Below are 25,159 nucleotides of genomic sequence, written 5' to 3' on the forward strand. Positions count from 1 at the left end.
TCGCTCTGTCCGTGTCGCCAGAGTGGATCTGTTGTACACGAACTTTATAACGCAGTCACTCAGATTCAGCTAAGCGGGCGCCTTCTCGCAGGTGAACTGGCAGACATCGGTGTAACCGTCACGGAACAGATCGGCGCAACCGGTGAGGTAGCGCAGGAATCGCTCGTAAATCTCCTCGGACGTGACCGCGATCGCCTCGTCCTTCTTCGACTCCAGATTGCTCGCCCAGGTGTCCAGGGTCCGGGCGTAATGCGGGCGCAGCTTCTGTTTCAGCGTCACCGAGTAGCCGGCCTTGACCGCGGCGTCTTCGACTTGGGCGGCCAGCGGCAGACGACCGCCGGGATAGATCTCGTCCATGATGAATTTGATGAACCGCACCGTCGACATTTTCAGTGGCAGCTGACGCTCTTTGATCTCCTCGTCGCTCGGAATGATGATCGTGTGCAGCATCATCACCCCGTCTTCGGGCATCAAGTTGAACGTCTTCTTGAAGTAGTCGTCGTACTTGTTGAAGCCGAAATGTTCGAAAGCACCGATCGAAACCACCCGGTCGACCGGCTCGTCGAACTCCTCCCAGGGCTGCAGACGCACTTCCATGTTGCGCTTGCTGGTCGAATTCGCGAACCAGTGGTCTTCGATGTGCTGCTTCTGATTTTCCGACAACGTGAGCCCGATGACGTTGACGTCGTATTTCTCGACCGCGCGCATGATCGTGGAGCCCCAGCCACAGCCGATGTCGAGCAGCGTCATGCCGGGCTTCAGGCCGAGCTTGCCGAGCGACAGGTCGACTTTGGCCCGCTGCGCCTCTTCCAGCGTCATGTCGTCGCGCTCGAAGTACGCGCAGCTGTAGGTCTGGGACGGGTCCTGCCACAACCGGAAGAAATCGTTGGAGATGTCGTAGTGGAACTGCACTTCTTTCTTGTCCGAACCACGCGTTTGCGCCGCGGACTTGGACAGCCACTTGGACTCGGCGGTAGGTGTCGAGGTGGGCGTTGCGCCTGAGGTGTTACTCACTGTTCGTTCCTAACGATGTCTGAATGAGGACCAGCGTAGTTGTGACGGGCGGGCTATCGCGCCATCTGGTGATTCGGTGCCGTGCGCGTCGCGGATTGAGGTTGCTTGCACAGGCAATTTGCCGGGTACCCGCCTCCAAGCACGCGTAAGCGAGGAACATGTTATGTCGGCTGGTCTGGATTGTCCTAAGCGCATGCAATTCGGGCCGTGCGGCGGGGTGCGACCCGACGGGCAATGCGAGATGCGTCCGGGTCCGTGCACATTCAGCGACGTCGTGGCGTGGTCGGGAGATCGGCCTGCGACGCGGCCTGCCCGCGCGCCGTTAGTGCTCACCGACTTCAGCTGCCTACCTTTCAATCGCGACGACGTCGCCGCCACTGCCGCCGTTCTGGCCCCCGGATGCGACGCGGTGCTGGTCGGCGAGCATCAAAACAGGCCGGACTTCCCGCCCACGCTGATGGGATCGTTTCTGCTCGACGCGGGTGTTGTGCCGTGGATAACGCTGTCCTGCCGGGACCGCAACCGGGTCGTGCTGGAGCAGGAACTGCGCGGCCTTCGCAGCGTCGGCGTCGGCACGGTGTTGTGCGTGACCGGGGACGGTCGTGGCTACGACGTCCGCCCGGAAGTGACGCAAACCTTCGACTTGGACGGCCCGCGCCTGGTCGCCCTGGCCGCCTCGGTCGGTGTCATCCCGGCAGTGCCGGAAACACCGACCGCGCCGCCGGTGCACGCGCGTCCTGCCCGATTGGTGGAAAAGCAACGCGCCGGTGCCGGCCTGGCCGTGCTCAACCACGTGCCGTTCCCGGACACGATCGCCGGATTCATGGCGACGGCGCGGTCGGCGGGTCTGGCGATTCCGGTGATCGCTGCCGTCGCGGTGTTCACCGACGAGATGTCGGCGGCGGTCTTGCAGGGTCTGCCCGGCCTCGAACTCGACCCGGCTGCGACGGAAATGGTCCTGCATGCGAGCGATCCGGTGGCAGCCGGGATCGAGGCGGCCCTCGTCGAGGCGCGGGCGCTGTTGGCCATCGACGGTGTCGACGGCGTCAACGTGTCGGGGTTGGCGTCGGCGGCGGGCGGGCGTTTCGGCGCCGAGATCAAGGCAGAGGTCGGTCGCCGGATACGGGAGGAGGTGCGGCGCACATGAGACGCGCCGGCAAGGATGCGGGGCAACGCGACGAGGAGGAGGGGCGCACATGAGCGACGCGATGGACGCTGAATTCGACACCGTCGCCGAGTGGACCGCGCAGGTAGCCATGGACCTCGGCCCGGATTACTACGTGCCGGCCGGCTGTCGAGGCAGCGGCAGCCCGGCAGCGCTGGATTGGCTCATCGACGGGATGCAGTTGGCACCGGGCGCCACATTGCTGGACTGCGGTGCGGGTGTCGGAGGTCCGGCCGCGTACGCCGCACGATCACGCGGCACGCTGCCGGTCCTGGTCGAGCCCGAACCGGGAGCGTGCCGGGCCGCGACGAGATTGTTCGACTACCCAGTGCTGCAGGCTGCGGGGTCGACACTGCCGATAGCGGACTCGAGTGTCGACGCGGCCTGGGCGCTCGGCGTGTTGTGCACGACGCCACAACAGCAAGAGTTGCTCGATGAGTTGCGTCGCGCGGTGCGCCCGGGCGGACGGATCGGACTGCTCGTCTTTGTTGCGCAGCGAGACATGTCGAGCAGCGAATCCGAGGGTAATCACTTTCCGAGGTCGAGCCGACTGCTGGGCATGGTGGAGCGGGCGTCGCTGCGGTTGGAGCAGTGGCTGAGCACCGCCAACCTGCCCGAAATGCCCGCAACGTGGACCGAGCAGATGGACGAGATCGACAGAGAGCTCAACGAGCGGTACGGCGACACCGAGGCATGGCAAGTGTCCGAGCGTCAAAGTTCTCGAATCGGAGCGCTTCTCGAGGAGGAGGCTCTAACCGGCGCGCTGCTCGTCTTGAGTCGCGGCGCTTACTGACAGTCGTCATTGACGGTCGTCAGTCAACGTCGTATCGTCCATCCATGGCAACGCGACAGGCCGTCGAAGAGCGCGGAACCTCGGTCGGCGGTGGGCGAGAGGCGCAACGGCTCCAGACCCGAGCGCGTCTGTTCGACGTTGCGCTGACCGAGATAGCGCGATCAGGTTTAGCCGGCGCCGACGTCAGCGCCATCGCGAAAGCTGCTGGGGTGGTCCGGGGAACGTTCTATTTTCACTTCCCGACCAAAGAGCATGTGCTGGTCGAATTGGAGCGAAACGAAGAAGTCAAGATCGTCGAGGAGCTCACCGCACTGAGGGCCGAGGCCGACGACGTGGAGACGATGTTGTCCACGCTTGTGCAGCGTGTGAGTGCGGCTAAACACCGCTTGGGCGTACGGGTATTCCGAGAAATGCTGGCACTGCACTTCTCGTCGACACGACCCGTCGAGTCTGAGTTGGCTCGGCACCCGTTGGCGGAATTCCTGATCGGCGTACTCGCTGAAGCCCAACAGGCGGGCCGGGTCGTGGGCGACGCAGACCCGGCTGAGATCGCGGTTTTCGTCTTGACCGGACTTTTCGCGCTGCTTGCCACCGGGGCGCACGATTCCGGCACGCCGGATGCGCTCTTGAGCCGCTACGTCAGAACAGTTGTCAAGGGATTGGAGAAACGATGAGCACCAACACAATCGAAGGATATCGAGAGTATCTGCAGAAACGTGACGGAGAAGCCGACCTGCTCAACCGGCGTCTGGCCAATCGCGAGGAGTTCTTCGACGGCCTGGTTTCCGATCCTGTCCGGTCGAAAAGCCCAGCCGACAGGAGAGCCTTCACGCGGAATCTTCATCGCCGGTTACCCGAGCCGGGCTTAGACGGCAAGATGCTGTTCTTGTTGGCCACGGCCAAGTTGAACCAGGCGGAGCGGTTCGGTGTCGGTCTCGGGGAGACCTACGGGCACAACAGCGACGACAGCGTGCCACCGGAGCGGGTCTATCTCGAACTCGAAGAGCATTACCACACTCGTTTGCTCGCATACGTATTGGACATGTTCGATCTGACGTTCCAGGTAGTGCCGCCGCCGTTCGTGATGCGCCAGTTCGTCAAGATGGCAGTCTTCATCCCGCAGCGACTTGGTTTCGCGTTCGTCGGGGCGTCAGAGATGGCGGGCTGTGTGCTGTTCGACGAACTGCGCCGGGTGGGGGTTGAATTGTTCGCCGATGAGCCCGAAGTCGCGAACCGAATCGAGATGCTCTACAGCGAAATCCTCACCGACGAGATTGGTCATGTCGGCTACTGCGCATCGCGTTGCACCCCGGCGGAGCGAGCAGTGATGCGTCGGGTCTATCCCTTCATCGCGAGACTTTTCGCGCGCCAGACCGCGGAGATCGGTTTGCTAGTCGACCCGGAGACGTTCAACGCTCGACTCAGGCGTCCGTTCGACGTCGACGAGCTCTCCAGCGGACTCAAGAACGAGACGTATCTTGTAACGCATCCGTAAGCCTTACTGCGCAAGCAGATTCACGACGCCGGCGAAGACGGCAGGCATGGCCGCCGCGGCTGGCACGATGCGCGACCGGGCAGGCCCGTAGGCGCTCGCTTGCAGCAACGCCGCAGTCAGCATCCGATAGCGCCGAGTCAGCTGGCGCCATTGCCGGTCGTAATCTGCCGGACGCTCGGCGAGCACGCAGTCCACCGCCGCCTCGGCCGCACCGAACGCCAGGCCGAGACCCTCACCGGTGAGCGCGTCGACGTAACCGGCAGCGTCGCCGACGAGCAGCACCCGGCCGGCCGTGCGATGCGACACTTTCTGTCGCAGCGGGCCGGCCGCACGGTCGGGCTCGTGCGCGCAGCCGTCGATGCGATCCCGAAGGGCGGGGAATTCGGCTAAGCGGCAACCGAATCCGCCCCGTTGCGAGGTGAGCAGCGCTATGCCGACACAGTCGTTGGCGACCGGAGTCACGTAGGCCTCGGCTCCCGGCGCCCAGTACACCTCGACGTGATCCGACCACGGCTCGGTCTGCACGTGGCGGCTGATGCCCCACCGGCGGTTCCCCGGGCTCGGTTGCTCCAGGCCCAGGGAACGACGGATAGGGGAGTGCAGCCCATCGGCCGCGGCGAGGTACCGCGCTTGCCACCGTCCGGCGCGCACACTGTCGCAGTCTTGGGTGATTTCGCGTACCTCGTGGTGACAGATCTGCACGCCGGCTTCCACGGCGGCGTCGAGCAATGCACCGTGCAGCACCGTCCGGCGCACGCCGCGGCCGGCGCCATGCTTGAACTGCGCATCGACGTGCCGCGATCCATCGCGATAGCTGATCCCCCGGATCGGCTTGCCGTGCGGATGCACCCCAAGTCGGTCCAGATGGCGCAGCGTATGCGGCATCAGCCCTTCGCCACAGGCTTTATCGATCACACCCTGACGCCGTTCGGCGACAACGACTTCCAGCCCGGCCCGAACCCCGTGAATCGCAGTCGCCAGCCCTGCGGGGCCGCCGCCGACGACGAGGAGGTCGATCATGTCAGGCCCGCCAGTGCCGTGTTCTCGACTTTGACCCGCGTGCTCAGCAGCCACGCGTTGAGGGCCGAGAACACCACCGCAGTGATCCACGCGCTGTGCACCAGCGGCAATGCGAGACCTTCGGCGATCACCGCGACATAGTTCGGATGCGGTATCAACCGGTACGGGCCACCGGTGACACGGGGCGCGCCCGGGATCACGATCACGCGGGTGTTCCATTGGTAGCCCAAGGTGGTGATGCACCACCACCGCAGCGCTTGCGCCGCAACCACGATGGCAAACATCGGCCAGCCGAGAGCTGGTATAAAGTTGCGGTGCAACAGGATTGACTCAGCCAGGCATCCAACCAGCAGGACCGTGTGCAACAACACCATCGCCGGGTAGTGTCCGGAGCCGAATTCCACTCCACCGTGTGACTTGCTGACGACTCGGTGACGTTCGGCGACGCGTACTTCGATCAGCCGCTCGATCGCGACCGCGGCGATCAAGAGCGCATACCAGGTCATGGCCGACTCACCGCCAGCGCAGCATGACGAGCTCGGAGCAGAAGCCGGGCCCCATCGCAAGCATGATCCCCGGGCTGCCGCTCGGCGGTTGCTTGGCGATCGTGTCGCGGAAGACGTGCAGCACCGACGACGACGACAGGTTGCCGACCTCACTCAACGACCGCCAGGTCAATTCCAGTGCGTCATCGGGTAATCCGAGCGACGACACGATGGTCTCGATCACCTTGGGCCCGCCCGGATGGCTCACCCATGCGGCGACGTCGTCGATACCGAGGCCGTACGCGGCCAGCAAGCCGGACACGTCGTCGCCGAGATACTTCTCGACGACGGTGGCCACGTCCGGCGAGAGGATGAGCCCGAAGCCGGTGGAGCCGATCCGCCAACCCATGGTGTCCTGGGAGTCGGGGTAGAGATGGCTGCGTGAGCCGAGGACTTCGGGTCCGCGGGCGCCAATCCGCTCGGCGCGACGTTCGCCGACCGCGACGACCGCCGCGGCGCCGTCACCGAACAGCGCGGTGCCGACCAGTGACGCCAACGACGGACCGGTCGCCGGGAAAGTGAGCGAGCACAGTTCGACCGACAGCAGCACCGCCACGTCGTCGGGCGCACCGCGCAGGTAGTCGTTGAGTCGTCCGATGCCGGCGGCACCTGCCACGCAGCCGAGGCCAAACATCGGCACCCGTCGCACATCGGGACGAAGTCCCATCCGGGTTGCGATGCGGGCCTCCAGCGAGGGCACCGCAAGGCCGGTAACGGTCGTGGAGTAAATGACATCGACGTCCTCTGGCCGCAGCCCCGCCTCGTCCAGCGCAGCGGACAGCGCCGCGCATCCGAGCTCGACCGCGTTCTCGATCCAGACGTTGTTCGCGTCGCCGAAGTCGGTGAGCGACGCGTATTGCTCTAGTGGCAGCACCAGATAGCGACTGTCGACCTTGGAGCTGGCGTGGAACTTGCGCAGCGCGTCGGCATACCCCTCGAACGCCGGAAGCGCGGCAAGCGTCTCGGTGATCTCGTGCTGGGCATAGCGATGCTCGGGCAACGCGCCCTGCACGCCTGCTATTACGCTGCCGGCTTTGTGGGCCCGAAACTTCTTGCGGCTCATAGGAACCCCCATGTAACTCACCTTTCGTGGACGACGTGGCGTGCCGGCTCCATTGCCGCTGCTGACATCGGTGACTAAATCTTGAGGCCTCACAACATGTCACGGTCTCGAGGCCTTTCCGGTTCATCGATGCCTCCCGCTGCAGTTAACTCAACGAACGATGACTTTTGTCAACAATCGGTGACTTAAAGATACGCGCGGCGGTTGGCCTAGTCAACGGGTGATGACATATCGTGTAGTGGCGATGACCAAAAGACCCCGCAACGCGGCGCAGACCAGGGCGGACATCCTGGCCGCCGCGCGCCGCAGATTCGCCGGAGACGGCTATGACCGCACGACGCTGCGTGCGATCGCGACAGACGTCGGGGTGGATGCGGCGCTGGTGATCCGCTACTTCGGCAGTAAGCAGGACCTGTTCGCGACCGCCACCGAATTCACCATCGAATTGCCCGATCTCACCGACGCCGAACCCGACGAGATCGCGGACATGCTGTTGCCGAGGTACTTCGCCGTGTGGGAAGAAGACCACTCGTTCATGGCGCTGCTGCAAGCCGCGATGACGAGCAGGGTCGCCGCCGACACACTGAACGAGACGCTGGCTACCCATGTCGCGCCGACCCTGAAGGCCGCGACCCCCGACCACGATCAGCAGCGGATCGCCCTGACCGACGCTTTCGTCATCGGCCTGGCCGCCACCCGATCGGTGCTGGGAAATCTCCCAGCGGCTGAGTTGAGCCGCGACGAACTTCGGCAGTGGGCGGCGCCGGTGTTTCGGCAGTTACTGGTCGGGCCGGCGCCGTCGTGACGGTCACCCGGCCGCGCAACGCCGCACAAACCCGCGCCGACATCCTGACGGCGGCGCGTCGACGCTTCGGATCCGACGGCTACGAGCGGACGACGCTGCGGGCGGTTGCCGCCGATGTCGGGGTGGATGCGGCATTGGTGATCCGGTACTTCGGCAGCAAGCAGGACCTGTTCGCGGCCGCAGCGGATTTCGCGATCGACCTGCCTGATCTCGCCGGTGTCGATCCCGGGGACGTCGCCGGGATTCTGCTGCCGCGATTCTTCGCGGTGTGGGAAGAGGACGAGACGTTCTTGGCCCTGCTGCGGGCCGCGATGACCAGCCCGCTGGCGGCCGACACCCTGAGGCAGGTGTTCTCGCAGCAGGTCGCGCCCAAGCTGATCACCGCGACGCCGGACCATCCCGTGCAGCGGATCGGACTGATGGGTGCGTTCGTCATCGGCCTTGCGATCACCCGGTATGTCCTGGTGAATCCGCCGGTGGCCAGCCTGAGCCGCGAAGAGCTCAGCCGCTGGGCAGCCCCGGTGATCACGCAGCTGCTGGTCGGGCCGGCGCCGACATAATCGCGCCGTGCCCGCGAGAAACAAGACTGTTAGTCTCGTATGAAGTGGGGGTCTGACGGTGCGGCTATAACGCTGAAGGGGGTGGCGGGTGGTCAATGCATTGATCCAGCCGGGCCAAGACAGCGACTTCGCTCTTTCCGGCTTGTCACAACGGGCCCGGCTCTGGTTACTCACGGTGGCGTGCTTCGGCGTGCTGCTGGTGATCTCGTCGATGGTGGCGCTGAACACGGCGCTTCCCGACATCGCCATGGCAACGTCGGCCAACCAGACCCAGCTCACCTGGATTGTGGACAGCTACACCTTGGTCCTGGCCTGCCTGCTGCTGCCGGCCGGCGCGCTGGGTGACCGTTACGGTCGGCGCGGCGCGATGCTCGTGGGTCTCGCCGTATTCGGTGCGGCGTCTCTGATACCGGCAATGCTGTCCGACCCCTCGGTCGTCATCTTCTCCCGCGGCGCCGCCGGAGCGGGCGCGGCGCTCGTCATGCCCGCCACGCTGTCGTTGATCACCGCCGCGTACTCGAAAGAGGAGCGGAACAAGGCAGTCGGCATCTGGGCCGGCGTCGCCGGATCGGGTGCCATCATCGGAATGCTCGGATCCGGTGGCCTGCTGAATTTCTGGTCGTGGCATTCGATCTTCTGGGCTTTCACGGTCGCGGCGCTGGCCATCTTCATCCTGACCCTGACCATCGCGAGTTCGCGGGACGCCGATGCGAAGCCGTTGGACTGGTTCGGCGCGTTGGTCATTGGCGGTGCGGTGGCGACGCTGGTCTTCGGCATCCTCGAGGCGCCGGTGCGCGGCTGGACACACCCACTGGTGATGACCAGCATCGGCGTCGGGCTGCTGCTGGCTTTGGCATTCGGATTTGTCGAAGTGCGGCAACGTTATCCGCTGTTGGATGTCCGGCTGTTTGCGGTGCCCGCATTCGCGACCGGCGCGGCCACGATCACGGTGTTCTTCCTGTCGATGTTCGGCTACATGTTCCTGCTCATGCAGTACATGCAGATGATCCTCGGCTACAGCCCCAACAAGACGGCGATTGCGCTGACGCCGATCATGGGTCCGATGCTGCTGCTGTCCGTGCTCTCGTTCTGGTACCTGCCCCGACTCGGCTTGCGCGCAGTGGTTTTCAGCGGGCTCCTGCTGATCGCGACCGGCTCGCTATGCATGCTCGGCATCGAAGTGGGCTCACCCTATTGGCGGGCAGCCTGGCCGATGCTGGTGATGAGCGTCGGCATCGGATTGTGCACCGCACCGACGACCTCGGTGATCATGACCACCGCTCCCGACGAGAAGCAGGGGGTGGCCTCAGCGGTCAACGACGCCAGCCGCGAAATCGGCGCCGCGCTCGGCATCGCGCTCGCCGGGTCGATGTTGGCCGGGCGGTACGCGAAGACGTTGGCTCCCAACCTGATCGGATTTCCGAAATCGGTCGGCGACGCCGCCTCCACGTCACTGGCCCAGGCGCTCGAGGTCGCGCGGCGACTGGGACCCGCGGGTGGCCGGCTGTCCGAGGTCAGCAAGGTGGCATTCATCGACGCGATGCATTCGTCGCTGTTGGTACTGGGCATCGTGATCGCCGTCAGTGCTGTGGTGATCGGCCTGTGGGCGCCGGGACGCGACGACCAACAATTGCGGCCGGTGCGCTATCTGCTCGCGCGGCGCCGCGGCCGAGATCAGGACTGATCAGTCAGCCCGTCACCGAGTCGGCGGCGCGGTCAGGCGGTCGTAGCGTGGATCGGTGTGGTCTCGGCTCGGACGCCAGTACAGGTTGGCGTCGTCACCGGGAATCGTGACATCCGGAACCACCCGCCGGTAGGCGAGCTTCCACGCGCCCTGCATACGCCGAAAGTAGTCGATGTAGCGGCCGTACCCGACAGCGACCTGGCCGGCGATCAGCGCATGCATCACGAAAAACGTTTCGCCCCAGGCTTCGTCGCTGTAAACATCGAACACGGACTGGCCGAGCAGGTGGTGCATGGTCAACTGCTGAGCCCGGCCGGTCGGCGCGCAGATCATCTCGGCGAACTCCGAACCCGATCCCTTGAAGGCGCCGTGGTCGTCGTAGGACTGCGGCGCGTAGCAGTCCACGATCCCATCTTTGTCGGCCCGGTCGACCGCGGCCGACAACCTGGCGACCAGTTCGGTCAATGCGGATTTGTCGATCCAGCTTTGGATGTCGTCGGTGGCGGTCATGACGCCTCGGTCAACTCGGCATAGCCGGTGACCGCGACGACGCCGCTGCGGGGCACCGGGGTGACCGGGCACTTCGTCCGCAGGTAGTCGTAGAACGGGTACGGATCGGCGACCAGTCCTGGATCGCTGAAGAAGTCGACGTCGCTGTAATCGGTGGTGCCCAAGGGGTGTACAGACGGCATGGCGCGACGTTAACATCGCTTACAAATCAAGTAAAGGGTGTAAATGCCTGATCCCGACGCGATAGACGACCCGATGCGCGACCGCATCCTGCGGGCCACGTTCAAAGTGCTGTGCCGCCATGGCTACGGCAAACTGAACCTCTCCGATGTCGCGGCGCAGGCCGGGATTTCGCGTCCGACGTTGTACAAGTCGTTCAAGTCGAAAGACGAATTACTCTCGGCATTCAGCGAATTCGAGCTGGAGCTGCTGCGTCACGACCTGGATCGGGCGATCGCCGGCCGACGCGGCCGCGACCGTGTCGACGCGCTGCTGGATTTCCTGGTCGACTTCTACACCTCGTACCAGATGCGGGGCCTGATCGAGATCGAGCCGAGCCTGGTGCTCGAACAGATGACCACGTCGCTGCCGGTGCTGGTTGACCTGGTGGTCCCGGTCCTGGCCAAGCAAGTCCCCGACCCGGAGACCGTCGCGCAGGCTCTGGTGCGACTTTCGTTGTGCCACTACCTGATCCCCGGCTACGACGACGACCGCATGCTGGAGCAGCTGCGTGCCGCGGTGGGCGTACGGTAGCCGGCCATGGCGCGGGTCGCAGGCAAGGTGGTCCTGATCACCGGCGGAGCGCGAGGTATGGGCGAGGCCCATGCCGAGGCGCTGGTGGCCGAGGGTGCACGCGTGGTGATCGGCGACATTCTCGACGACGCCGGTGGGGCAGTCGCCGAAAAGCTCGGCGAGGCAGCACTGTTCGTGCACCTCGACGTGACCGATCCGGCGCTGTGGGACCAGGCTGTCGCCGCCACGCTGGAGAGGTTCGGCCGGCTCGACGGATTGGTGAACAACGCCGGAATCGTCAAACTCGGGCCGCTGCGAGGTTCGTCGCTGTCGGATTGGCAGCGTGTCTTGGACGTCAACCTCACCGGGGCCTATCTCGGGATGCGTGCGGTCATCGAGCCGATGATCGCTGCCGGCTGCGGATCCATCGTCAACGTGTCGTCGGTCGAGGGGTTGGCGGGCAGCGCCAATCTGCACTCCTACGTGGCAGCGAAATTCGGGCTGCGCGGCATCACCAAATCCGCCGCGGTCGAGTTGGCGCGCTACAACATTCGGGTCAATTCGATTCATCCCGGCCTGGTGCACACGCCGTTGAGCGAAGGCGTGACCAAAGAATTCATGACGCCGATTCCGATGCGTCGCGGCGCGTCACCGGCTGAGATCGCGAACTTCGTCGTGTTTCTCGTCAGCGACGAGTCGTCGTACGCAACCGCGTCGGAGTTCGTCGTCGACGGCGGGTTGATGGGCTACGTGCCGACCAAGATCTAGCCGTATCTGCTGGTCGGGGCGGTTCGGCGGGCTTATTGCAATCATGCTGATTTACACAGCTGTCTTTCAGCAGCGCGGTCGATACGCTCCAAATCCGAATAGCTGGTCAGAACGAACCAGCGGCTAATGCAGTCCATCGCCGGTGACCGGCAACTCCCAGATTCCGACACCAGGAGGCGGCTATGACGGAGCCCGCGCAGCCGGAAAAGCGCCGCGGCAGACTGCCGTTTACGGTATCGCGGTTGAACATCCTCGGGATCGTCGCGATCCTCGGGGCGGCAAGTCTGATCGCCGTCCACAATCTGCACCACGACAATTCGCCCAACCAGATCCTCAACGTCTCCTACGACCCGACCCGGGAGCTGTACGCGGCGATCGACAAGACATTCGTCGACCAGTTCCGCAAGCAGACCGGCGTCACGGTGGAAGTCAAACAGTCCCATGGCGGTTCGGGGCGGCAGGCTTCCGAAGTCATCAAGGGCCATGAGAAGGCCGACGTGGTTTCGCTGGCCTTACCGAGCGATGTCGACGCGCTCCGCAAGCGCGGGCTCATCGCATCCGACTGGCAAAAGCGGCTGCCGAACCACTCCGTCCCCTACACCTCGACGATCGTGTTCGTCGTCCACAAGGACAACCCACTGAGGATCCACGACTGGCCCGACCTCATCAAAGATGGCGTCGAGATCGTGTCACCGAATCCCCGCACATCGGGTAACGGAAAGCTGAGCGTCCTCGCGGCCTGGGGTTCGGTGACGACGCGGGGCGGCAGCGAGCAGGCGGCTGCCGACTACGTCAGGTCGCTGCTCAGCCACGTCAAGGTCGCCGACACCGGATCGCGCGGCGCCGCCATTTCCTATGCGGTGGAAAAGATCGGCGACGTGCATCTGACTTGGGAGAACGAAGCCCTGCGTGAAGTCGCGGAGAACAAGGACGAGTTCCAGATCGTCTATCCGCCAGTCAGCATCCTGGCCGAGCCGGCCGTCGCCTGGGTCGACGCCAACCTCAAAGACAAAAAGCTTGCGTCCTACGCCAAGTCGTATCTGGAGTTCCTCTACAGCGACGCCGCCCAGGAAACCGTCGCCCAATACGGCTACCGTCCGATCAAGCCGGACATCCTGGCCAAGCATGCGGATCGGCTGCCGCCGATCAATCTGTTCCCCGTCACCGCGGTCGCCAAGAGCTGGTACGACGCGCAGGAGAAGTTCTTCGGCAGTAACGGCATCTACGACGTGGTGTCCTCGGCTCCGGCCAGAGTCGCGTCGGCATACTCGCGGTGAAAGGCCAAGACGCGATGAGCATTGTGGACAAAGCGAAAAGCCTGAACTACGACGGCGATAAGGCGCGCCGAGACCTGATCGCCGGACTCACGGTCGCCGCGGTCTCGCTGCCGCAAGGCATTACCTACGCGCTGGTCGCTGGTGTCGACCCGAAATTCGGCGTCTACTCGGCGATCGTGGTGACCTTCGTCGCTTCGGTGTTCGGCTCGTCGTCGCACTTAGTCAACGGCCCGACGAGTGCGATCTCGCTCCTGGTGTTCAGCTCATTGGCCTTCCTGGACCCGGAGAACCGGACGGTCTTGTTCGAGGCCTTGTTTCTGCTCGGGGTGCTGGTCGGTGCCTTCCAGATTCTGATCGCGGTGTTCAAGCTCGGCGACCTGACTCGATACATCTCCGAATCGGTGATTCTCGGCTTTCTGCTGGCGGCCGCCATCCTGATCGGGTTGGGCCAACTCGGCAACGCGCTGGGCGTGAAGGACCAGGGCAACGGCCACCAGTCGGTGCTGAAACGCACGTATCTCACGCTGTTCCACGGTGAGGCGTTCAACTACCGCGCGCTGATCATCAGCGTCGCCACCGTCGTGCTCGCGATCCTGTTGCGCCGGTTGGTGAAACGCTTCGGGCTGCCGCAGGTGGACCTGCTGGCGGTGCTGATCATCGGTGCCCTGATCGCGTATTTCGCCGGTTGGTCGACCGAAGATCACACGGGCAAGACCGCGGTCACCCTGACCGCGAAAATCCCGCGAGGTCTGCCACTGCCGCACATCCCGTCGGTGCAACTCAACGAAGTGACTCAGCTGGCCCCGGGGGCGCTGGCCATCGCATTCATCGGTTTGCTCGAGGCCTTGTCGATCGCCAAAGCCATTGCCTACCAGAGCGGTCAGAAGATCGACTACAACCGGCAGATCATCGCGGAGGGCCTGGCGAACCTCACCGGCGGCTTCTTCCAGGCCGTGCCCGGCTCGGGCTCGGTGACGCGCTCCCCGATCAACTTCCAGGCCGGCGCGGTGACCCGGTTCTCCGGGGTCATCGCCTCGATCGGTGTGGCGATCGCCGTGTTGCTGTTCGCGCCGCTGTTCCATTACATGCCGCGCGCCGCGCTGGCCGGGCTGCTGCTGATCACCGCCGCACGACTGATCGACGTCAAGCGATTGGGCTACGCGATCAGGGCGTCACGCTACGACGCGGGGCTGGTGATCCTCACCGCACTCGTCGGCGTGCTGGTCGATCTGGACACCGCGGTGCTCCTCGGCGTCGCGCTGTCGATCCTGCTGTTCGTGCCACGGGCGGCCAAGCTCAAGGCGCGAGAATTGGTGGTGGCGCCCGAACGGGTGGTCCGTGAGCGGGTGCCGTCCGATCCGTCCGACCCGTGGACGCTCATCTACGACTTCGAGGGTGAGCTGTTCTTCGGTGCCGCACCGGAACTCGAGAAATACCTCGAGGCGCTCAGCGAACGCATCAAGCAGGACGACATCAAGTACCTGGTGCTGCGGGTCAAACGCGTGCGTCACCCGGATGCTGTCGTCATCCAGCGGATCGAGAAATTCGTGCGGGAGGAAACCGACCGCGGCGTGACCGTCCTGCTCGCGGGTGTCCAAGCCGATCTGTGGACCCTGCTGACAAACGTCGGATTCGACAAGTGGTTCCCGTCCGAGCGGGTCTTCCCCGAAGAGGAAGTGGAGTTCTCCGCGACGCTCAAGGCGGTCCGCTACGCCCACGCCCTGCGCGGCTTCGATGAATCCGGCGACGCCGTCCCCGCGGTTGCCGTCGCCGCCAACGGGGACGCCAAGAGCTATTACTACCTGGTTTAACTCTCGTCCAGTTGGCGGCCGTACTCTCGGGCAATGACTTCCAACCGGCGGTACGTGATTGTCGGTGCGGGCGCCATCGGGGGCACGGTTGGCGGGGTGCTGGCCAGGGCCGGGATCGCCACGGTGTTGGTGGCCCGGGGTCGCCACGCCGAGACCCTGTCGGCCAAGGGCCTGACGCTGACCACGCCGGACGGTTCCTTCCACACGCCGGTCACGGCGGTATCCGGACCCGAGATGCTGACGCTGACCGAGCGCGACGTCTTGGTGTTCACCACCAAGACCCAGCAGATCGACGCGGCGTTGCAGGAGTGGGTGGACCAGCCGGTCCATGGCTCCGAGGGTGTGGTCGGTACCGCGGGCGAGCTGCTGCCGGCACTGACCGCCCTCAACGGCGTTGCGGCAGAAGAGAAAGCGCTGCGTTATTTCCGGCAGGTGTTCGGCGTCTGCGTCTGGATGCCCGCCGTGCACCTCGAACCCGGCGAAGTGATCGTGCGGTCGTGGCCGACGGTCGGGCAGTTTCAAATCGGACGGTGGCCGGCGTCGCTACGCACACCCGCCGACACCGATCTACTGCAGGATGTGACGGAGGCGTGGAGCTCGGCGGGGATCCAGGTGCGTGTTGTCGACGACGTCGCTCCCTGGAAGTACAACAAGCTGCTGAGCAATCTGGCCAACGCTCTAGGCGCGTTGTCGGCGCAGGGCGCCGACCTCAGTGACATCGCCAAAGCGGTCCGCGCCGAGGGCGAACATGTCTTGCGTTGCACTGGAATAGAATTCGTCTCATTCGAGATATCCAATGCGGCCCGGGCCGACGGTCCGACCCCGCGGTCGGTGCCGGGCCATGACACCGGCGCAAGCAACTCGACGTGGCAGTCGCTGGCTCGCAACACCGGCAACGTGGAGACCGACTTCTTCAACGGCGAGATAGTCCGGATCGCACACCGGCACGGCATCGCGGCGCCACTCAACACCGCGTTGGCACGCGCGGCCCGTACCGCGGTGAGCAATGAGGCTGGGCCGGGCCAGTATTCGGCAAGTGAACTGGCCGGCATGCTCGGTGTCCGATGACCGACCACCCGCATTTGGATCGCCGTCTCGGCGTTACCGACGCGGTGGTGATCGGTCTGGGTTCGATGATCGGCGCGGGCATCTTCGCCGCACTGACGCCGGCCGCCGGCGCCGCCGGGACGGGCCTGCTCATCGGGCTGGCGGCTGCGGCGGTGGTGGCGTATATGAACGCGACGTCGACGGCGCGGTGTGCGGCCCAGTACCCCGAATCCGGCGGCGCCTATGTCTACGGACGTGAACGGCTCGGCGCGTTCTGGGGATATCTCGCGGGTTGGGGTTTCGTCGTCGGCAAGACGGCCTCTTGCGCGGCAACGGCTTTGATCGTGGGCAGCTACGCCTGGCCCACTCACGCCCACGCGATCGCGGTCGCGGCGGTAGTCACCCTGACCGCGGTGAACTGCAGCGGCGTTCACAAGTCGGCGCTCGTCACCCGAATCATCGTGGGCGTCGTCCTTGCTGGACTGGCGACGGCGGCGGGACTGGGGCTGACGGCTCCAAGCGCTGACTTCGGCCGGTTCGCCGTCACCGGTGCAAGCATCCACGGTGTGCTGCAAGCGGCGGGTCTACTGTTCTTCGCGTTCGCGGGCTATGCGCGAATCGCGACGCTGGGTGAAGAAGTGCGCGACCCGGCCCGCACCATCCCGCGTGCCATTCCGCTCGCACTGGGTATCGCTCTGGTCGTCTACGCGACCGTCGCGGTTGCGGCGCTCGCGGTGCTGGGCTCTTCCGGACTGGCCCATTCGGTGGCGCCGATCGCCGACCTGGTCCGGGCTGCGGGCGTCACCGGCTTTGTGCCCGCCGTGCGGGTGCTGGCCGTGCTGGCAGCACTGGGCTCGCTGCTCTCGTTGCTGCTGGGTGTGTCACGCACGGTGTTCGCGATGGCGCGCGATCACTATCTGCCGCAGCAGCTTTCGGCAGTCAATGCGAAATACAAGACGCCGGTGCTCGCCGAGGCCACCGTCGGCCTGGTGGTAGCCGCAGTGGCCGGAACCGTCGACCTGGCCGGTGCGATCGGGTTCTCGTCGTTTGCGGTTCTGGTGTACTACGCGATCGCCAACGCCGCGGCCTGGACGCTCGGCGGACGCCTTGTCCCGACGCTGGGCCTCGCGGGCTGTCTGGTCGTCGCCTTCGCGTTGCCGCTCAGTGCGGTGATTCTCGGTGCCGGCGTCTTTCTCGTCGGCACAATTGTCTACGCCGTCAGTCGCCGCGCTCAGAAGTAGAAGCCTGCGTACGGCGCATCCCGCACGGCGAACAATTGGTCGGCCAGGTCGTAGGCCGCCGGGTCACCGGCGCGGGCCAGTCCGGCGACAGCCAGGCTGCGCCACGTTGCACCGCCGAGTAGAACGGTCCCGAGTCCTTCGACGCCGACCTGGATGTCGGGACGGCGGTCGGTCCGCTCGGCGCCGTCCGCCTTAATGGCCATGCTGATCGAATTGGTCGGCAGCAGTGTGTCATTGACGGCGATCGTGACGGCGCCGCTGCCGGCGTATCGGCGAGCCGTCAATGCCTTCTCGACGTCGATGACGCGGAGCCAGGTCTCGTCGTGCACGGCGGTGACACGCGCGGCGCGGCGGTCGAGAAGTAGCAACGGCAGCGGGTCGTCGACCGGCAGCATCCAAAACACCACTCGGTCAATGAGATCGAGCCCGAGCAGGAATCGCAGCAACCCGAGGTACGCCTCGGTGGTCGGTGCGAAGAAATCCTCGACGACGACGGTGCGTTGGTCGCTCACGAACCAGGTCCCGGTGTCGATGGGGCGGTAGCGCAGAAAGCCGGATTCCGAACCAGGCTCACCGTGCACCGCCACATACCATGGCCCCGTTGATGATTCGGTGCGCATCCGCAGTGCTTGCCACCACACGTCGGCGCGGCCGACGGTTCCGGGGCGCGACGGGCGGTTGTCGGCGCAGATGCGCGGCAGCACGTCCCACGCGCGAGCGGTGTCCAACAGGCGGACCGGACCGCCCGTTCCGACGCCCGGACGAAGTGCTGCGCGCGCTGTCTGGACCTCGACGCTCTGCGATGAGCTCGCGACGCCGTAGCCGTACCGTTCGTAGATGGTCGCTTCCGAGGCCCGCAGCGACGCCACCACCTCACCGCGGGCGGCGATGTCACGGAGCTGATGACGGACGAGGTCGGTCGCGACTCCCTGTCGGGTGAATGTGGGCAGAACACCGATGTGGGTCACCGCGGCGTGCCCCACGATCGAGCCGCCGGGCAGCGTCAGTCCGCTCGTCACGGCGTCGGCGGTGCCCACCAGTTGCCCGTCGACGAATGCACCAAAGGTGCGACCGGGCTCGAGAAGTGTGGTGATCTGGCCGGGCGACAGATCGGCCAGCGGCGGGAAACCGACCATCGCGGTGCGAAACACGTTGGCCGCGGCGATCAGGTCAGCTTCGCTGTCCAGCACGCGGATGTCGGTCGTCATGCCGACATCATGTCCTGCCTAGCGGCATCGGGTCGCCTGATCCAGGCCTTAGCTGCCGGTGCGATCGCGGTGCTTGCAGCCCGGCCAGCAGCACGGTCGCCGCTTGCCTTCCTCGAGCTCTTCCCGGGTCCGCCGAATGCGCCGGCTGCGGGTTGCCTTCTGCTTGGCGTCCTCCACCCAGCAGATGAACTCATTGCGGGCCAGCGGCGTGATGTCCTTCCAGGCGGCGAGCGCGGCCGCGTCAGCCACCAGCGCCTCACGCAGATCGGTCGGCAGCTTGTGCACCACCCCGCCGGGTACTCGTTTGCCGCTCACGGCCGCCAGATTAAACCGTTGTTCGGCCGTTAGCGTGGGTGTCTGGTTGCCAAGCCGGTACCGCGGCGGCTATCCGAAGGAGAAATCTATGCAAGCCACGAAAGTATTCGCCAACCTCCGGGTCGCGGATATCGAAGCAGCCAAGGGCTTCTACGCCGGCTACCTCGGGTTGAGTAACGAGGAATTCAACCTGGGCTGGGTGGCACGCTGCTCCTCACCCGACGCCCAGGCGAGTGTGCAACTGGTGACCCGTGATCTGACCGCCGCCGAAGATTCGGTGATTTCGGTCTGCACCGACGACATCGACGGCGCGTACGCCGAGGCGCGGGAACTGGGGTACGAGATCGTGCATCCGCTACGCGCCGAGGCGTGGGGCCTACGGCGGTTCTTCGTGCGTGCGCCGGACGGCAACGTCATCAACGTTGTCAGCCACCCACACTGAAATCCGGGCGCAAAAAAGTCGCCGGAATGATGTTTTGAACGTATGTGGAAGTGGGTATTTTTCGGCCCATGTTAGAGAAATTCAAGATCATGAAACCGTTTGTCGTTGGTGGTGCTGTGGCTGCAGCGATCGCAGTGATGCCGGTTGCGGCAGCTGAGGCGTCTGTGGGTACTCTCACGGGCTCGGCACCCACTCACGTGATCGTCAAGCTGGACCCGGGCGGCGGCGGCTGTTCGAACGGCACCTGCGGTTCCGGTGGCGTTGACCAGGGTCCCGGCGGCGGGCCGGGCGGACAGGGCTGCGTCCCGGGCGTCGGCTGCGGGTCCGGTGGCCAGTTCGCGGGTCCGGGTGGCCTGCCCGGCGGTACCGGATGCCTTCCGGGCGTCGGCTGCGGCTCCGGCCACGGCTGATCCCCTTATCGAGTAACTGGCCCTGCGGCCTGGGAGACCAGGCCGCACGGGCCTTTACTTTCCTTTGAGGCTGCCGATGCCGAGGGAGAAGTCCGTGCGCGCGGGACGCGTGCCGGTTTGGTTGTCCTCGACGTAGCTCTGCGGGTCGCGGTCGACGATCGGCAGTCCACGCGTCGTCGGGTGCTGGGCCATGAACTCGCTGTACTGGCGCCCGAGTGCTTCGCGCAGACCGGCCGGGGCGTGGCGGCGAAAGTCCGCCAAGCCTTCTCGCTCTTCTTCGCCCATGTGATCGTCGTTGGCGAGGCGGGTTCGGCCGACCGCCGCCCACCACTCCTCGGTCCCCACTCCCGCGGCGTTCGCGTCACGCACGCCGTCACGTATCTCGTTGTGATCCCCGATGGCGTCGAGCGTTTCGCCCTCCGGATCGTCGGTGCCGCGCTGCAACAATTGCGGGTAGAAGATCTTCTCTTCGATGAAGGCATGTACGTCTAGCTTGTCGGCAAGCGGACGCCAAACCCGTTCCAGCGCACGCTGGTTGACCGGTGTCTGGCCCTGCAGAAAATCCAGCTGGGCGAACTGCTCGCGAAACCAGTCATGGTCGGCGAGGATCAACATGGTGATGTCAGCCATCCGACTCACAACCTCCTCTGAGTGCTCCGCTCCCGGCCGTCCAAGTTAATCAGCACTGCTGCCAACGTATTGGACTTCAGCGACCTCACGCGAATCCGCAGTTGCACCTCTCCACCAAACCGCCAGAACCGTCGCGATGAGCGCTGCGCCGCCCGCTGCGGCGGTGACGAATATCCACCCGCGCCGGATCGCGGCGAGATCGATACTGGGCTGGTACAGCATGGTCAGCGCGGTCGTGCCCACCACCATGCCCAACTGCCGCGCGGTATTCGTCACCGCCGACCCGGCCCCCCACCGGTACGACGGAAGCGCCACACCGGTCACCGCGGACAGGCTCGGCATCACCAAACCCACACCCGTCCCGGTGAACAGCTGGGCCGGCAGATAGTCGGCGAAGTAGTGCGGCACCGGCCCTATGGTGCACAACCAGATCACGATCCCGATCGCGTAGAGCGCTGCGCCCGTCGCGGCGACCACGCCGATGCCGAGTCGGTCGATCAGCCGTCCGGCCAGCGACAGCGAAACGACCACGACGACGATCGGGCCTGGCGACAGGCACAAGCCGGCGATCGCGGGCGTCTGACCCCACACGGTGGTCAGCAGCATGACGCCGCCCAGCAGCATCGCGCCGTGTGCCGCTGAAAACATCAACAGCGCAACGCAACTCGACCACATCGGCGTCACCCGCATCGCGGCCAGGTCGAGGGCAGGCGACGGATGGCGCAGCGAACGCCATACTGCCAGCGCGACTGCGCCACCGGCGCCGACGGCGGCACCCGATACCGTCGGCGAGTTCCAACCCATCACCGGCAGTTCGATCAGCGCCCAGACCAACGCCGCGACACCCACAATCAGGCTCAGTGCGCCGAACAGATCGGGAATGCCGGTGCCGGTGCCCGCGGTCTTGGCGAGCACCAGCCATCCGGCGACCAGCGCAGCCAGCCCGACCGGCACATTGACGAAAAATATCCACCGCCACGACAACTCGACCAGGAAACCGCCGACCGGAGGCCCGAGCGCGGCCGCCATCGCGGCGACAGCCGACCAGGTGCTGACGGCAACGGCACGCCGTGCAGCCGGGACGGCGGCCAGCAGCAACGCGAGCGAACTCGGCATCAGCATCGCGGCGCCCACCGCCTGAACGGCACGCGCCGCGACCAACCCGACGAAGGATCCGGACAGCCCGCATGCCGCCGAGCCCAGCGTGAACACGACCAGCCCGCACAGAAAAATCCTGCGGTGGCCGTATCGGTCGCCGAGTCGGCCGGCCGGGTTCAGCAACGCCGCGAAGACGAGCGTGTAGGCGTTCAGGATCCACGACATCGCTCCGAAGTCGGCCGTGCCGAACGCGTGGCGGATATCGGGGAAGGCGATGTTCACGATGAACAGGTCAAGGCCGGCCAGGAATGCCGCGGTGGATACCACCACAACCGTTGCGGCTGACTGCGTCGTCGTTCTCACGTCCGCCTCGCGGTTGCCTTCGGTGACCGATCGACAGGAACACCGGGTCCGCCCGATCGCTGGATATAGACGACTGTACCTAGCTTGCTCTTGATGGGACAGCGCCGGGCGAGTTGAATAGGTCACGCCGACCGGTCGTCGAAGACCGGCGTCCCATCGGCTTAGGTTCGGGTGATGACCATCCTCTACGACGAGGCACTGCGCGAGCGGATCCGCGACCATCTGGCCGGTCATGACCGTCGTGTCGTGGCCGATCCGACGAAGCGCCATGCAGCCGTCGCAGTGCTGCTCGTCGATTCGGAGGTCGGGGAGGACAGGATCGACCCGGCGCCGGTGGACGACCGGATTGCCGGCCGCCCGATGCCGGCGTCGCTCGACGGCCGCATGGTCGACGTGTCCGGCGGTGCAGCATTCCTGTTGTGTCGCAGAACCTCTCGGCTCAACTCGCACCCCGCGCAGTGGGCCCTTCCGGGTGGGCGCCTGGATCCGGGTGAGGATGCGGTCGCCGCGGCGCTTCGAGAACTGGACGAGGAGGTCGGCGTCAAACTGACCGACACGGCGGTGCTGGGCCTGCTCGACGACTATCCGACGCGGTCGGGTTACGTCATCACCCCGGTGGTGATCTGGGGCGGCGGACGGCTCGACCCTCAACCCGCGCCCGCCGAGGTGGTCGCGGTCTACCGGGTGGGACTGCACCAGCTGCAGCGGGCGGATTCGCCGCGATTCATCACCATTCCGGAAAGCCCACGCCAAGTGGTCCAAATACCGTTGGGCAACGACCTCATTCATGCCCCGACCGGTGCCGTGCTGCTGCAGCTTCGCTGGCTCGGCCTGGAAGGCCGCCACGATCCGGTCGACGAGCTGGAACAACCCGTCTTCGCCTGGAAGTAGTGGCTATGACTCATGCGTCGGAACCGCCCGGCGAGATCGCGCCGAGGAGCCGCGCCGCGTGGCAGTTCTACCAGCAGATGGTCGCCGACGTCACCCGGATCGTGACCGAGGACGCCGAATCCGAGCGGGAACTCCTCGAAGGGCTGCGAGTCATCGCCCGGGTCTCGTCGCTGTGCGCGCAGTTGTCGGTCGAGGCCGACCTCAGCCGCCCGGCGTTCTTCGACATGTGCTCGCCGAACCGGATGATCGGTGGCCCGAACCCCGACGGCAACTACTACCTGGCGATGATCCGCGGCGATCGGCACTATCGGATCACCGGTACCCGCGGCACCAGCGCCTATCTCGGCTTCCAGGTTCTGGCCGGCACCGGACTGACGCCGCGGCGGATGGCGGCATACCTCAGCGACGTCGAATTAGCGCTCAGGGCGGGCGAATTCGACCTTGTGCTCTCGGCCGCTGAACCCGCCGAGCTCTACGGCGCGCAGTGGGTGCAGATTCCCGAGGATGCGTCGTCGGTCGTCGTCCGCGAATACATCGGTGATCGCAGTGCCGAGGAGCTGGCGACGATGCGTATCGAGGTCTTCGATCCCGACCCGTTGCTGCCGCTCTCCGACGACGAGCTCGCCGAGCAGTTCACCGCGATGGCGTGGACCCTGATGAAGCTCGTCACGTTGCACCGCACGATCAAACCGGAGCTTCTCGACAAGCCCAACACGTTGCTGACGGCCGAGGCCGCGGATCTGGGTGCTGCCGACACCACCCCGGACAACCTTTACATGATGGGCACCTTCCGGCTCGAACGTGATCAAGCCCTGGTGCTCGAGCTGCGACCACCCGACACCCGATACTGGAATGTCACGCTGGAAAGCATCTGGCATGAGTGTCTGGAGCCGCGTCGCCGGCGGAGCTCGGTGACCAACCGCGCGGTGCGGCCCGACGATGACGGGCTCGTGCGCGTCGCTATCTCGGCGTCCGACTTCGGATTTGGCCACTGGCTCGACACCGGCGGCCGCGAGCGCGGATTCGTGGTGCTGCGCTGGTTGGAGAACCCCGAACCCCCCGCCGTGACGGCGACAGTCCGGCGCAGTGAGGAGCCGGCGTGACCCTCGGCGAGCGATTCGAGCCGGACGCGCTGGTCGCCGCTGCCTGCGCGCAAGCCGGCAGCGACGACTTCGGCGACGACGGCTGGCAGCCTGGCTTGACACGCGTCACCGACGACCTTGTCAGCGAGGCCCGGCTGTCGGCGATCGGCGTCGAGATCGCGTACCTCGACATGATCCGTGCCCTGAAGAACCGGCTCGAGGTGATCGCCTGGCGCCGGCAGCACCCGGAGATCGCCGAGCAGCCGGTCACCGCACCGATCTTCATCGTCGGCCAACCCCGCACCGGCACAACGATTCTCTACGACCTGCTGGCCCAGGACCCGCAACTGCGCGCGCCGTTGACATGGGAGGTCGACGCGCCCTGCCCGGTGCCGCAGCCCGAGACCTATCACAGCGATCCGCGAATTGCCCAGACGCAGGCCAGCATTGAGCTCTCGGAGCAGATCATCCCGGGATTTCTGGCGTTTCACCCGATGGGGGCGCTGGTCGGTCAGGAGTGCGTCCGCATCACCGCCAGCGAGTTCACCAGCATGATCTTCTCGGTGCAGTACCGGCTGCCGAACTACTACCGCTGGCTGCTGTACGACGCCGACCATTCCGGCGCCTACCGGTATCACCGAATCTTCCTGCAGCACTTGCAGTCCGGTGTTCCAGGCCAATGGCTGCTGAAATCGCCGGCGCACCTGTGGCAGCTCGACGCCCTGCTGGCTGTGTACCCGGACGCGCTGATCGTGCAGACACACCGCGACCCGCTCAACGTCATCTCGTCGATCGCCGCGCTGACGCACCACCTGCGGCGGATGGGTAGCGACGAATCGAGCATCGCCGAGTGTGCGGCTCAGTCCTACGAGGAGATCGTGGTCGGCCTCGATCGTGCGATGGCGCTGCGCGACAGCGGCGCCGTCCCGGCGGACCGCGTGATCGACGTCCAGTTCTCCGACTTCATGAGTGACCCGTGGGCCACGATCAAAGCCATCTACACATCGCTCGGCCGCGAACTGAGTTCGGAGGCCGCCACGAAGATGCGAGATTTCCTGGCCGCGAATCCCGGCGACGGCGGACGCGGTCGCTACACCTGGTCGGACACCGGTCTGGACGCCGCAGAAGTCCGTGACCGGGTGCGGGCATATCAGGATCGCTACGGGGTGCGGACCGAAGAACTGCGCTGA

The 25,159-nt window shown here is 65.5% G+C and carries 28 protein-coding genes; 18 read left to right on the forward strand and 10 right to left on the reverse strand.

The window, feature by feature from the left end:
• Positions 1–69: 69 nt before the first annotated feature.
• Complete coding sequence (locus tag G6N27_RS16645) at positions 70–1,014, reverse strand: cyclopropane mycolic acid synthase family methyltransferase (RefSeq protein ID WP_163777814.1); 945 nt, start codon at positions 1,012–1,014, stop codon at positions 70–72.
• Positions 1,015–1,207: 193 nt separating this feature from the next.
• On the opposite strand from G6N27_RS16645, the gene G6N27_RS16650 reads away from it, so the two are divergent.
• From G6N27_RS16650 to G6N27_RS16665, 4 genes are read left to right on the forward strand one after another with little or no spacing between them, the layout of a single operon-like run.
• Positions 1,208–2,161 (forward strand): methylenetetrahydrofolate reductase, encoded by a 954-nt coding sequence (locus G6N27_RS16650; RefSeq protein ID WP_232064628.1) that lies wholly within the window; start codon positions 1,208–1,210, stop codon positions 2,159–2,161.
• Positions 2,162–2,210: 49 nt separating this feature from the next.
• Entirely contained in the window at positions 2,211–2,972 is a 762-nt protein-coding gene (locus G6N27_RS16655; protein ID WP_163777820.1) for a class I SAM-dependent methyltransferase, read from the forward strand.
• A 44-nt stretch (positions 2,973–3,016) separates the two neighbouring features.
• Positions 3,017–3,646: a TetR/AcrR family transcriptional regulator gene (locus G6N27_RS16660; protein WP_163777823.1), complete on the forward strand. Its 630-nt coding sequence runs from the start codon at positions 3,017–3,019 to the stop codon at positions 3,644–3,646.
• The gene (locus G6N27_RS16665; RefSeq protein ID WP_163777826.1) at positions 3,643–4,467 is read left to right on the forward strand and encodes a hypothetical protein; all 825 of its coding nucleotides are present in this window, start codon (positions 3,643–3,645) and stop codon (positions 4,465–4,467) included. Before G6N27_RS16660 ends, G6N27_RS16665 begins: the two co-directional genes overlap by 4 nt.
• 3 nt (positions 4,468–4,470) lie before the next feature.
• On the opposite strand, the gene G6N27_RS16670 is transcribed toward G6N27_RS16665, so the two are convergent.
• The 3 genes from G6N27_RS16670 to G6N27_RS16680 are packed head-to-tail and all read right to left on the reverse strand — an operon-like array spanning position 4,471 to position 7,107.
• The gene (locus G6N27_RS16670) at positions 4,471–5,487 is read right to left on the reverse strand and encodes an NAD(P)/FAD-dependent oxidoreductase (protein WP_163777829.1); all 1,017 of its coding nucleotides are present in this window, start codon (positions 5,485–5,487) and stop codon (positions 4,471–4,473) included.
• Positions 5,484–5,993 (reverse strand): isoprenylcysteine carboxyl methyltransferase family protein, encoded by a 510-nt coding sequence (locus tag G6N27_RS16675; protein ID WP_163777832.1) that lies wholly within the window; start codon positions 5,991–5,993, stop codon positions 5,484–5,486. The genes G6N27_RS16670 and G6N27_RS16675 overlap by 4 nt, the downstream gene beginning before the upstream one ends.
• 7 nt (positions 5,994–6,000) lie before the next feature.
• Positions 6,001–7,107: a type III polyketide synthase gene (locus G6N27_RS16680; RefSeq protein ID WP_232064630.1), complete on the reverse strand. Its 1,107-nt coding sequence runs from the start codon at positions 7,105–7,107 to the stop codon at positions 6,001–6,003.
• Between the two features lie 232 nt (positions 7,108–7,339).
• On the opposite strand from G6N27_RS16680, the gene G6N27_RS16685 reads away from it, so the two are divergent.
• The 3 genes from G6N27_RS16685 (at position 7,340) to G6N27_RS16695 (ending at position 10,144) form a co-directional block, all read left to right on the forward strand.
• A complete protein-coding gene (locus G6N27_RS16685; RefSeq protein WP_163777835.1) occupies positions 7,340–7,900 on the forward strand; it encodes a TetR/AcrR family transcriptional regulator in 561 nt (186 codons plus the stop codon).
• Positions 7,897–8,460 (forward strand): TetR/AcrR family transcriptional regulator, encoded by a 564-nt coding sequence (locus G6N27_RS16690; RefSeq protein ID WP_163777839.1) that lies wholly within the window; start codon positions 7,897–7,899, stop codon positions 8,458–8,460. Before G6N27_RS16685 ends, G6N27_RS16690 begins: the two co-directional genes overlap by 4 nt.
• An 88-nt stretch (positions 8,461–8,548) precedes the next feature.
• Complete coding sequence (locus G6N27_RS16695) at positions 8,549–10,144, forward strand: MFS transporter (RefSeq protein WP_163777842.1); 1,596 nt, start codon at positions 8,549–8,551, stop codon at positions 10,142–10,144.
• 12 nt (positions 10,145–10,156) lie between these two features.
• Here G6N27_RS16695 and G6N27_RS16700 read toward each other — a convergent pair whose 3' ends face one another.
• Positions 10,157–10,654, reverse strand: coding sequence for a nuclear transport factor 2 family protein (locus G6N27_RS16700; protein WP_163777845.1), 498 nt, complete (start codon positions 10,652–10,654; stop codon positions 10,157–10,159).
• Positions 10,651–10,836 (reverse strand): hypothetical protein, encoded by a 186-nt coding sequence (locus G6N27_RS16705; RefSeq protein ID WP_163777848.1) that lies wholly within the window; start codon positions 10,834–10,836, stop codon positions 10,651–10,653. The genes G6N27_RS16700 and G6N27_RS16705 overlap by 4 nt, the downstream gene beginning before the upstream one ends.
• A gap of 43 nt (positions 10,837–10,879) precedes the next feature.
• Between G6N27_RS16705 and G6N27_RS16710 the strand changes: the two genes are divergently transcribed.
• The 6 genes from G6N27_RS16710 to G6N27_RS16735 all read left to right on the forward strand — a co-directional run bounded on the left by G6N27_RS16710 (position 10,880) and on the right by G6N27_RS16735 (position 17,530).
• Positions 10,880–11,407: a TetR/AcrR family transcriptional regulator gene (locus tag G6N27_RS16710; RefSeq protein ID WP_163777851.1), complete on the forward strand. Its 528-nt coding sequence runs from the start codon at positions 10,880–10,882 to the stop codon at positions 11,405–11,407.
• Between the two features lie 6 nt (positions 11,408–11,413).
• Positions 11,414–12,154 (forward strand): glucose 1-dehydrogenase, encoded by a 741-nt coding sequence (locus G6N27_RS16715; protein ID WP_163777854.1) that lies wholly within the window; start codon positions 11,414–11,416, stop codon positions 12,152–12,154.
• Positions 12,155–12,336: 182 nt separating this feature from the next.
• Entirely contained in the window at positions 12,337–13,431 is a 1,095-nt protein-coding gene (locus tag G6N27_RS16720; protein ID WP_163777857.1) for a sulfate ABC transporter substrate-binding protein, read from the forward strand.
• A 14-nt stretch (positions 13,432–13,445) separates the two neighbouring features.
• Positions 13,446–15,242, forward strand: a complete 1,797-nt coding sequence (locus tag G6N27_RS16725) for a SulP family inorganic anion transporter (protein ID WP_163777860.1) — start codon at positions 13,446–13,448, stop codon at positions 15,240–15,242.
• Between the two features lie 33 nt (positions 15,243–15,275).
• Complete coding sequence (locus G6N27_RS16730; RefSeq protein WP_163777863.1) at positions 15,276–16,310, forward strand: ketopantoate reductase family protein; 1,035 nt, start codon at positions 15,276–15,278, stop codon at positions 16,308–16,310.
• Positions 16,307–17,530, forward strand: coding sequence for an APC family permease (locus tag G6N27_RS16735; RefSeq protein ID WP_163777866.1), 1,224 nt, complete (start codon positions 16,307–16,309; stop codon positions 17,528–17,530). The genes G6N27_RS16730 and G6N27_RS16735 overlap by 4 nt, the downstream gene beginning before the upstream one ends.
• Here G6N27_RS16735 and G6N27_RS16740 read toward each other — a convergent pair.
• Both G6N27_RS16740 and G6N27_RS16745 read right to left on the reverse strand, forming a co-directional pair.
• On the reverse strand, positions 17,521–18,738 hold the full coding sequence (locus G6N27_RS16740) for a GNAT family N-acetyltransferase (protein ID WP_163777869.1): 1,218 nt from the start codon (positions 18,736–18,738) through the stop codon (positions 17,521–17,523). The genes G6N27_RS16735 and G6N27_RS16740 overlap by 10 nt on opposite strands.
• A 48-nt stretch (positions 18,739–18,786) precedes the next feature.
• Entirely contained in the window at positions 18,787–19,053 is a 267-nt protein-coding gene (locus tag G6N27_RS16745; protein ID WP_163777873.1) for a YdeI/OmpD-associated family protein, read from the reverse strand.
• Between the two features lie 88 nt (positions 19,054–19,141).
• Between G6N27_RS16745 and G6N27_RS16750 the strand changes: the two genes are divergently transcribed.
• Together G6N27_RS16750 and G6N27_RS16755 are read left to right on the forward strand one after the other, a co-directional pair.
• Positions 19,142–19,495, forward strand: coding sequence for a VOC family protein (locus G6N27_RS16750; RefSeq protein ID WP_163777876.1), 354 nt, complete (start codon positions 19,142–19,144; stop codon positions 19,493–19,495).
• 89 nt (positions 19,496–19,584) lie between these two features.
• The gene (locus G6N27_RS16755) at positions 19,585–19,905 is read left to right on the forward strand and encodes a PE-PGRS family protein (RefSeq protein ID WP_163781918.1); all 321 of its coding nucleotides are present in this window, start codon (positions 19,585–19,587) and stop codon (positions 19,903–19,905) included.
• Between the two features lie 54 nt (positions 19,906–19,959).
• Here G6N27_RS16755 and G6N27_RS16760 read toward each other — a convergent pair whose 3' ends face one another.
• Both G6N27_RS16760 and G6N27_RS16765 read right to left on the reverse strand, forming a co-directional pair.
• Positions 19,960–20,535, reverse strand: coding sequence for a hemerythrin domain-containing protein (locus G6N27_RS16760; protein ID WP_163777879.1), 576 nt, complete (start codon positions 20,533–20,535; stop codon positions 19,960–19,962).
• 45 nt (positions 20,536–20,580) lie between these two features.
• On the reverse strand, positions 20,581–21,996 hold the full coding sequence (locus tag G6N27_RS16765) for an MFS transporter (RefSeq protein WP_232064631.1): 1,416 nt from the start codon (positions 21,994–21,996) through the stop codon (positions 20,581–20,583).
• A gap of 174 nt (positions 21,997–22,170) precedes the next feature.
• On the opposite strand from G6N27_RS16765, the gene G6N27_RS16770 reads away from it, so the two are divergent.
• From G6N27_RS16770 to G6N27_RS16780, 3 genes are read left to right on the forward strand one after another with little or no spacing between them, the layout of a single operon-like run.
• Entirely contained in the window at positions 22,171–22,887 is a 717-nt protein-coding gene (locus tag G6N27_RS16770; RefSeq protein WP_163777881.1) for an NUDIX hydrolase, read from the forward strand.
• A gap of 5 nt (positions 22,888–22,892) precedes the next feature.
• Positions 22,893–23,990 carry a DUF1214 domain-containing protein gene (locus G6N27_RS16775; RefSeq protein WP_232064633.1) on the forward strand — a complete coding sequence of 366 codons (1,098 nt, stop codon included), beginning with the start codon at positions 22,893–22,895 and terminating at the stop codon, positions 23,988–23,990.
• Positions 23,987–25,159, forward strand: a complete 1,173-nt coding sequence (locus tag G6N27_RS16780) for a sulfotransferase family protein (RefSeq protein ID WP_163777884.1) — start codon at positions 23,987–23,989, stop codon at positions 25,157–25,159. Before G6N27_RS16775 ends, G6N27_RS16780 begins: the two co-directional genes overlap by 4 nt.

The sequence above is a fragment of the Mycobacterium cookii genome, assembly GCF_010727945.1.
Taxonomy (GTDB): domain Bacteria; phylum Actinomycetota; class Actinomycetes; order Mycobacteriales; family Mycobacteriaceae; genus Mycobacterium; species Mycobacterium cookii.

Excerpts from the sequence above, each read along its gene's own strand:
- G6N27_RS16735 (WP_163777866.1), top strand. The coding sequence starts at position 16,307 with ATGACCGACCACCCGCATTTGGATCGCCGTCTCGGCGTTACCGACGCG.
- G6N27_RS16720 (WP_163777857.1), top strand. The coding sequence starts at position 12,337 with ATGACGGAGCCCGCGCAGCCGGAAAAGCGCCGCGGCAGACTGCCGTTT.
- G6N27_RS16650 (WP_232064628.1), top strand. The coding sequence starts at position 1,208 with ATGCAATTCGGGCCGTGCGGCGGGGTGCGACCCGACGGGCAATGCGAG.
- G6N27_RS16715 (WP_163777854.1), top strand. The coding sequence starts at position 11,414 with ATGGCGCGGGTCGCAGGCAAGGTGGTCCTGATCACCGGCGGAGCGCGA.
- G6N27_RS16760 (WP_163777879.1), bottom strand. The coding sequence starts at position 20,535 with ATGGCTGACATCACCATGTTGATCCTCGCCGACCATGACTGGTTTCGC.
- G6N27_RS16755 (WP_163781918.1), top strand. The coding sequence starts at position 19,585 with ATGAAACCGTTTGTCGTTGGTGGTGCTGTGGCTGCAGCGATCGCAGTG.
- G6N27_RS16770 (WP_163777881.1), top strand. The coding sequence starts at position 22,171 with ATGACCATCCTCTACGACGAGGCACTGCGCGAGCGGATCCGCGACCAT.
- G6N27_RS16730 (WP_163777863.1), top strand. The coding sequence starts at position 15,276 with ATGACTTCCAACCGGCGGTACGTGATTGTCGGTGCGGGCGCCATCGGG.
- G6N27_RS16705 (WP_163777848.1), bottom strand. The coding sequence starts at position 10,836 with ATGCCGTCTGTACACCCCTTGGGCACCACCGATTACAGCGACGTCGAC.
- G6N27_RS16665 (WP_163777826.1), top strand. The coding sequence starts at position 3,643 with ATGAGCACCAACACAATCGAAGGATATCGAGAGTATCTGCAGAAACGT.
- G6N27_RS16750 (WP_163777876.1), top strand. The coding sequence starts at position 19,142 with ATGCAAGCCACGAAAGTATTCGCCAACCTCCGGGTCGCGGATATCGAA.
- G6N27_RS16710 (WP_163777851.1), top strand. The coding sequence starts at position 10,880 with ATGCCTGATCCCGACGCGATAGACGACCCGATGCGCGACCGCATCCTG.
- G6N27_RS16670 (WP_163777829.1), bottom strand. The coding sequence starts at position 5,487 with ATGATCGACCTCCTCGTCGTCGGCGGCGGCCCCGCAGGGCTGGCGACT.
- G6N27_RS16775 (WP_232064633.1), top strand. The coding sequence starts at position 22,893 with ATGACTCATGCGTCGGAACCGCCCGGCGAGATCGCGCCGAGGAGCCGC.
- G6N27_RS16680 (WP_232064630.1), bottom strand. The coding sequence starts at position 7,107 with ATGGGGGTTCCTATGAGCCGCAAGAAGTTTCGGGCCCACAAAGCCGGC.
- G6N27_RS16725 (WP_163777860.1), top strand. The coding sequence starts at position 13,446 with ATGAGCATTGTGGACAAAGCGAAAAGCCTGAACTACGACGGCGATAAG.
- G6N27_RS16660 (WP_163777823.1), top strand. The coding sequence starts at position 3,017 with ATGGCAACGCGACAGGCCGTCGAAGAGCGCGGAACCTCGGTCGGCGGT.
- G6N27_RS16700 (WP_163777845.1), bottom strand. The coding sequence starts at position 10,654 with ATGACCGCCACCGACGACATCCAAAGCTGGATCGACAAATCCGCATTG.
- G6N27_RS16740 (WP_163777869.1), bottom strand. The coding sequence starts at position 18,738 with ATGACGACCGACATCCGCGTGCTGGACAGCGAAGCTGACCTGATCGCC.
- G6N27_RS16655 (WP_163777820.1), top strand. The coding sequence starts at position 2,211 with ATGAGCGACGCGATGGACGCTGAATTCGACACCGTCGCCGAGTGGACC.
- G6N27_RS16685 (WP_163777835.1), top strand. The coding sequence starts at position 7,340 with ATGACCAAAAGACCCCGCAACGCGGCGCAGACCAGGGCGGACATCCTG.
- G6N27_RS16675 (WP_163777832.1), bottom strand. The coding sequence starts at position 5,993 with ATGACCTGGTATGCGCTCTTGATCGCCGCGGTCGCGATCGAGCGGCTG.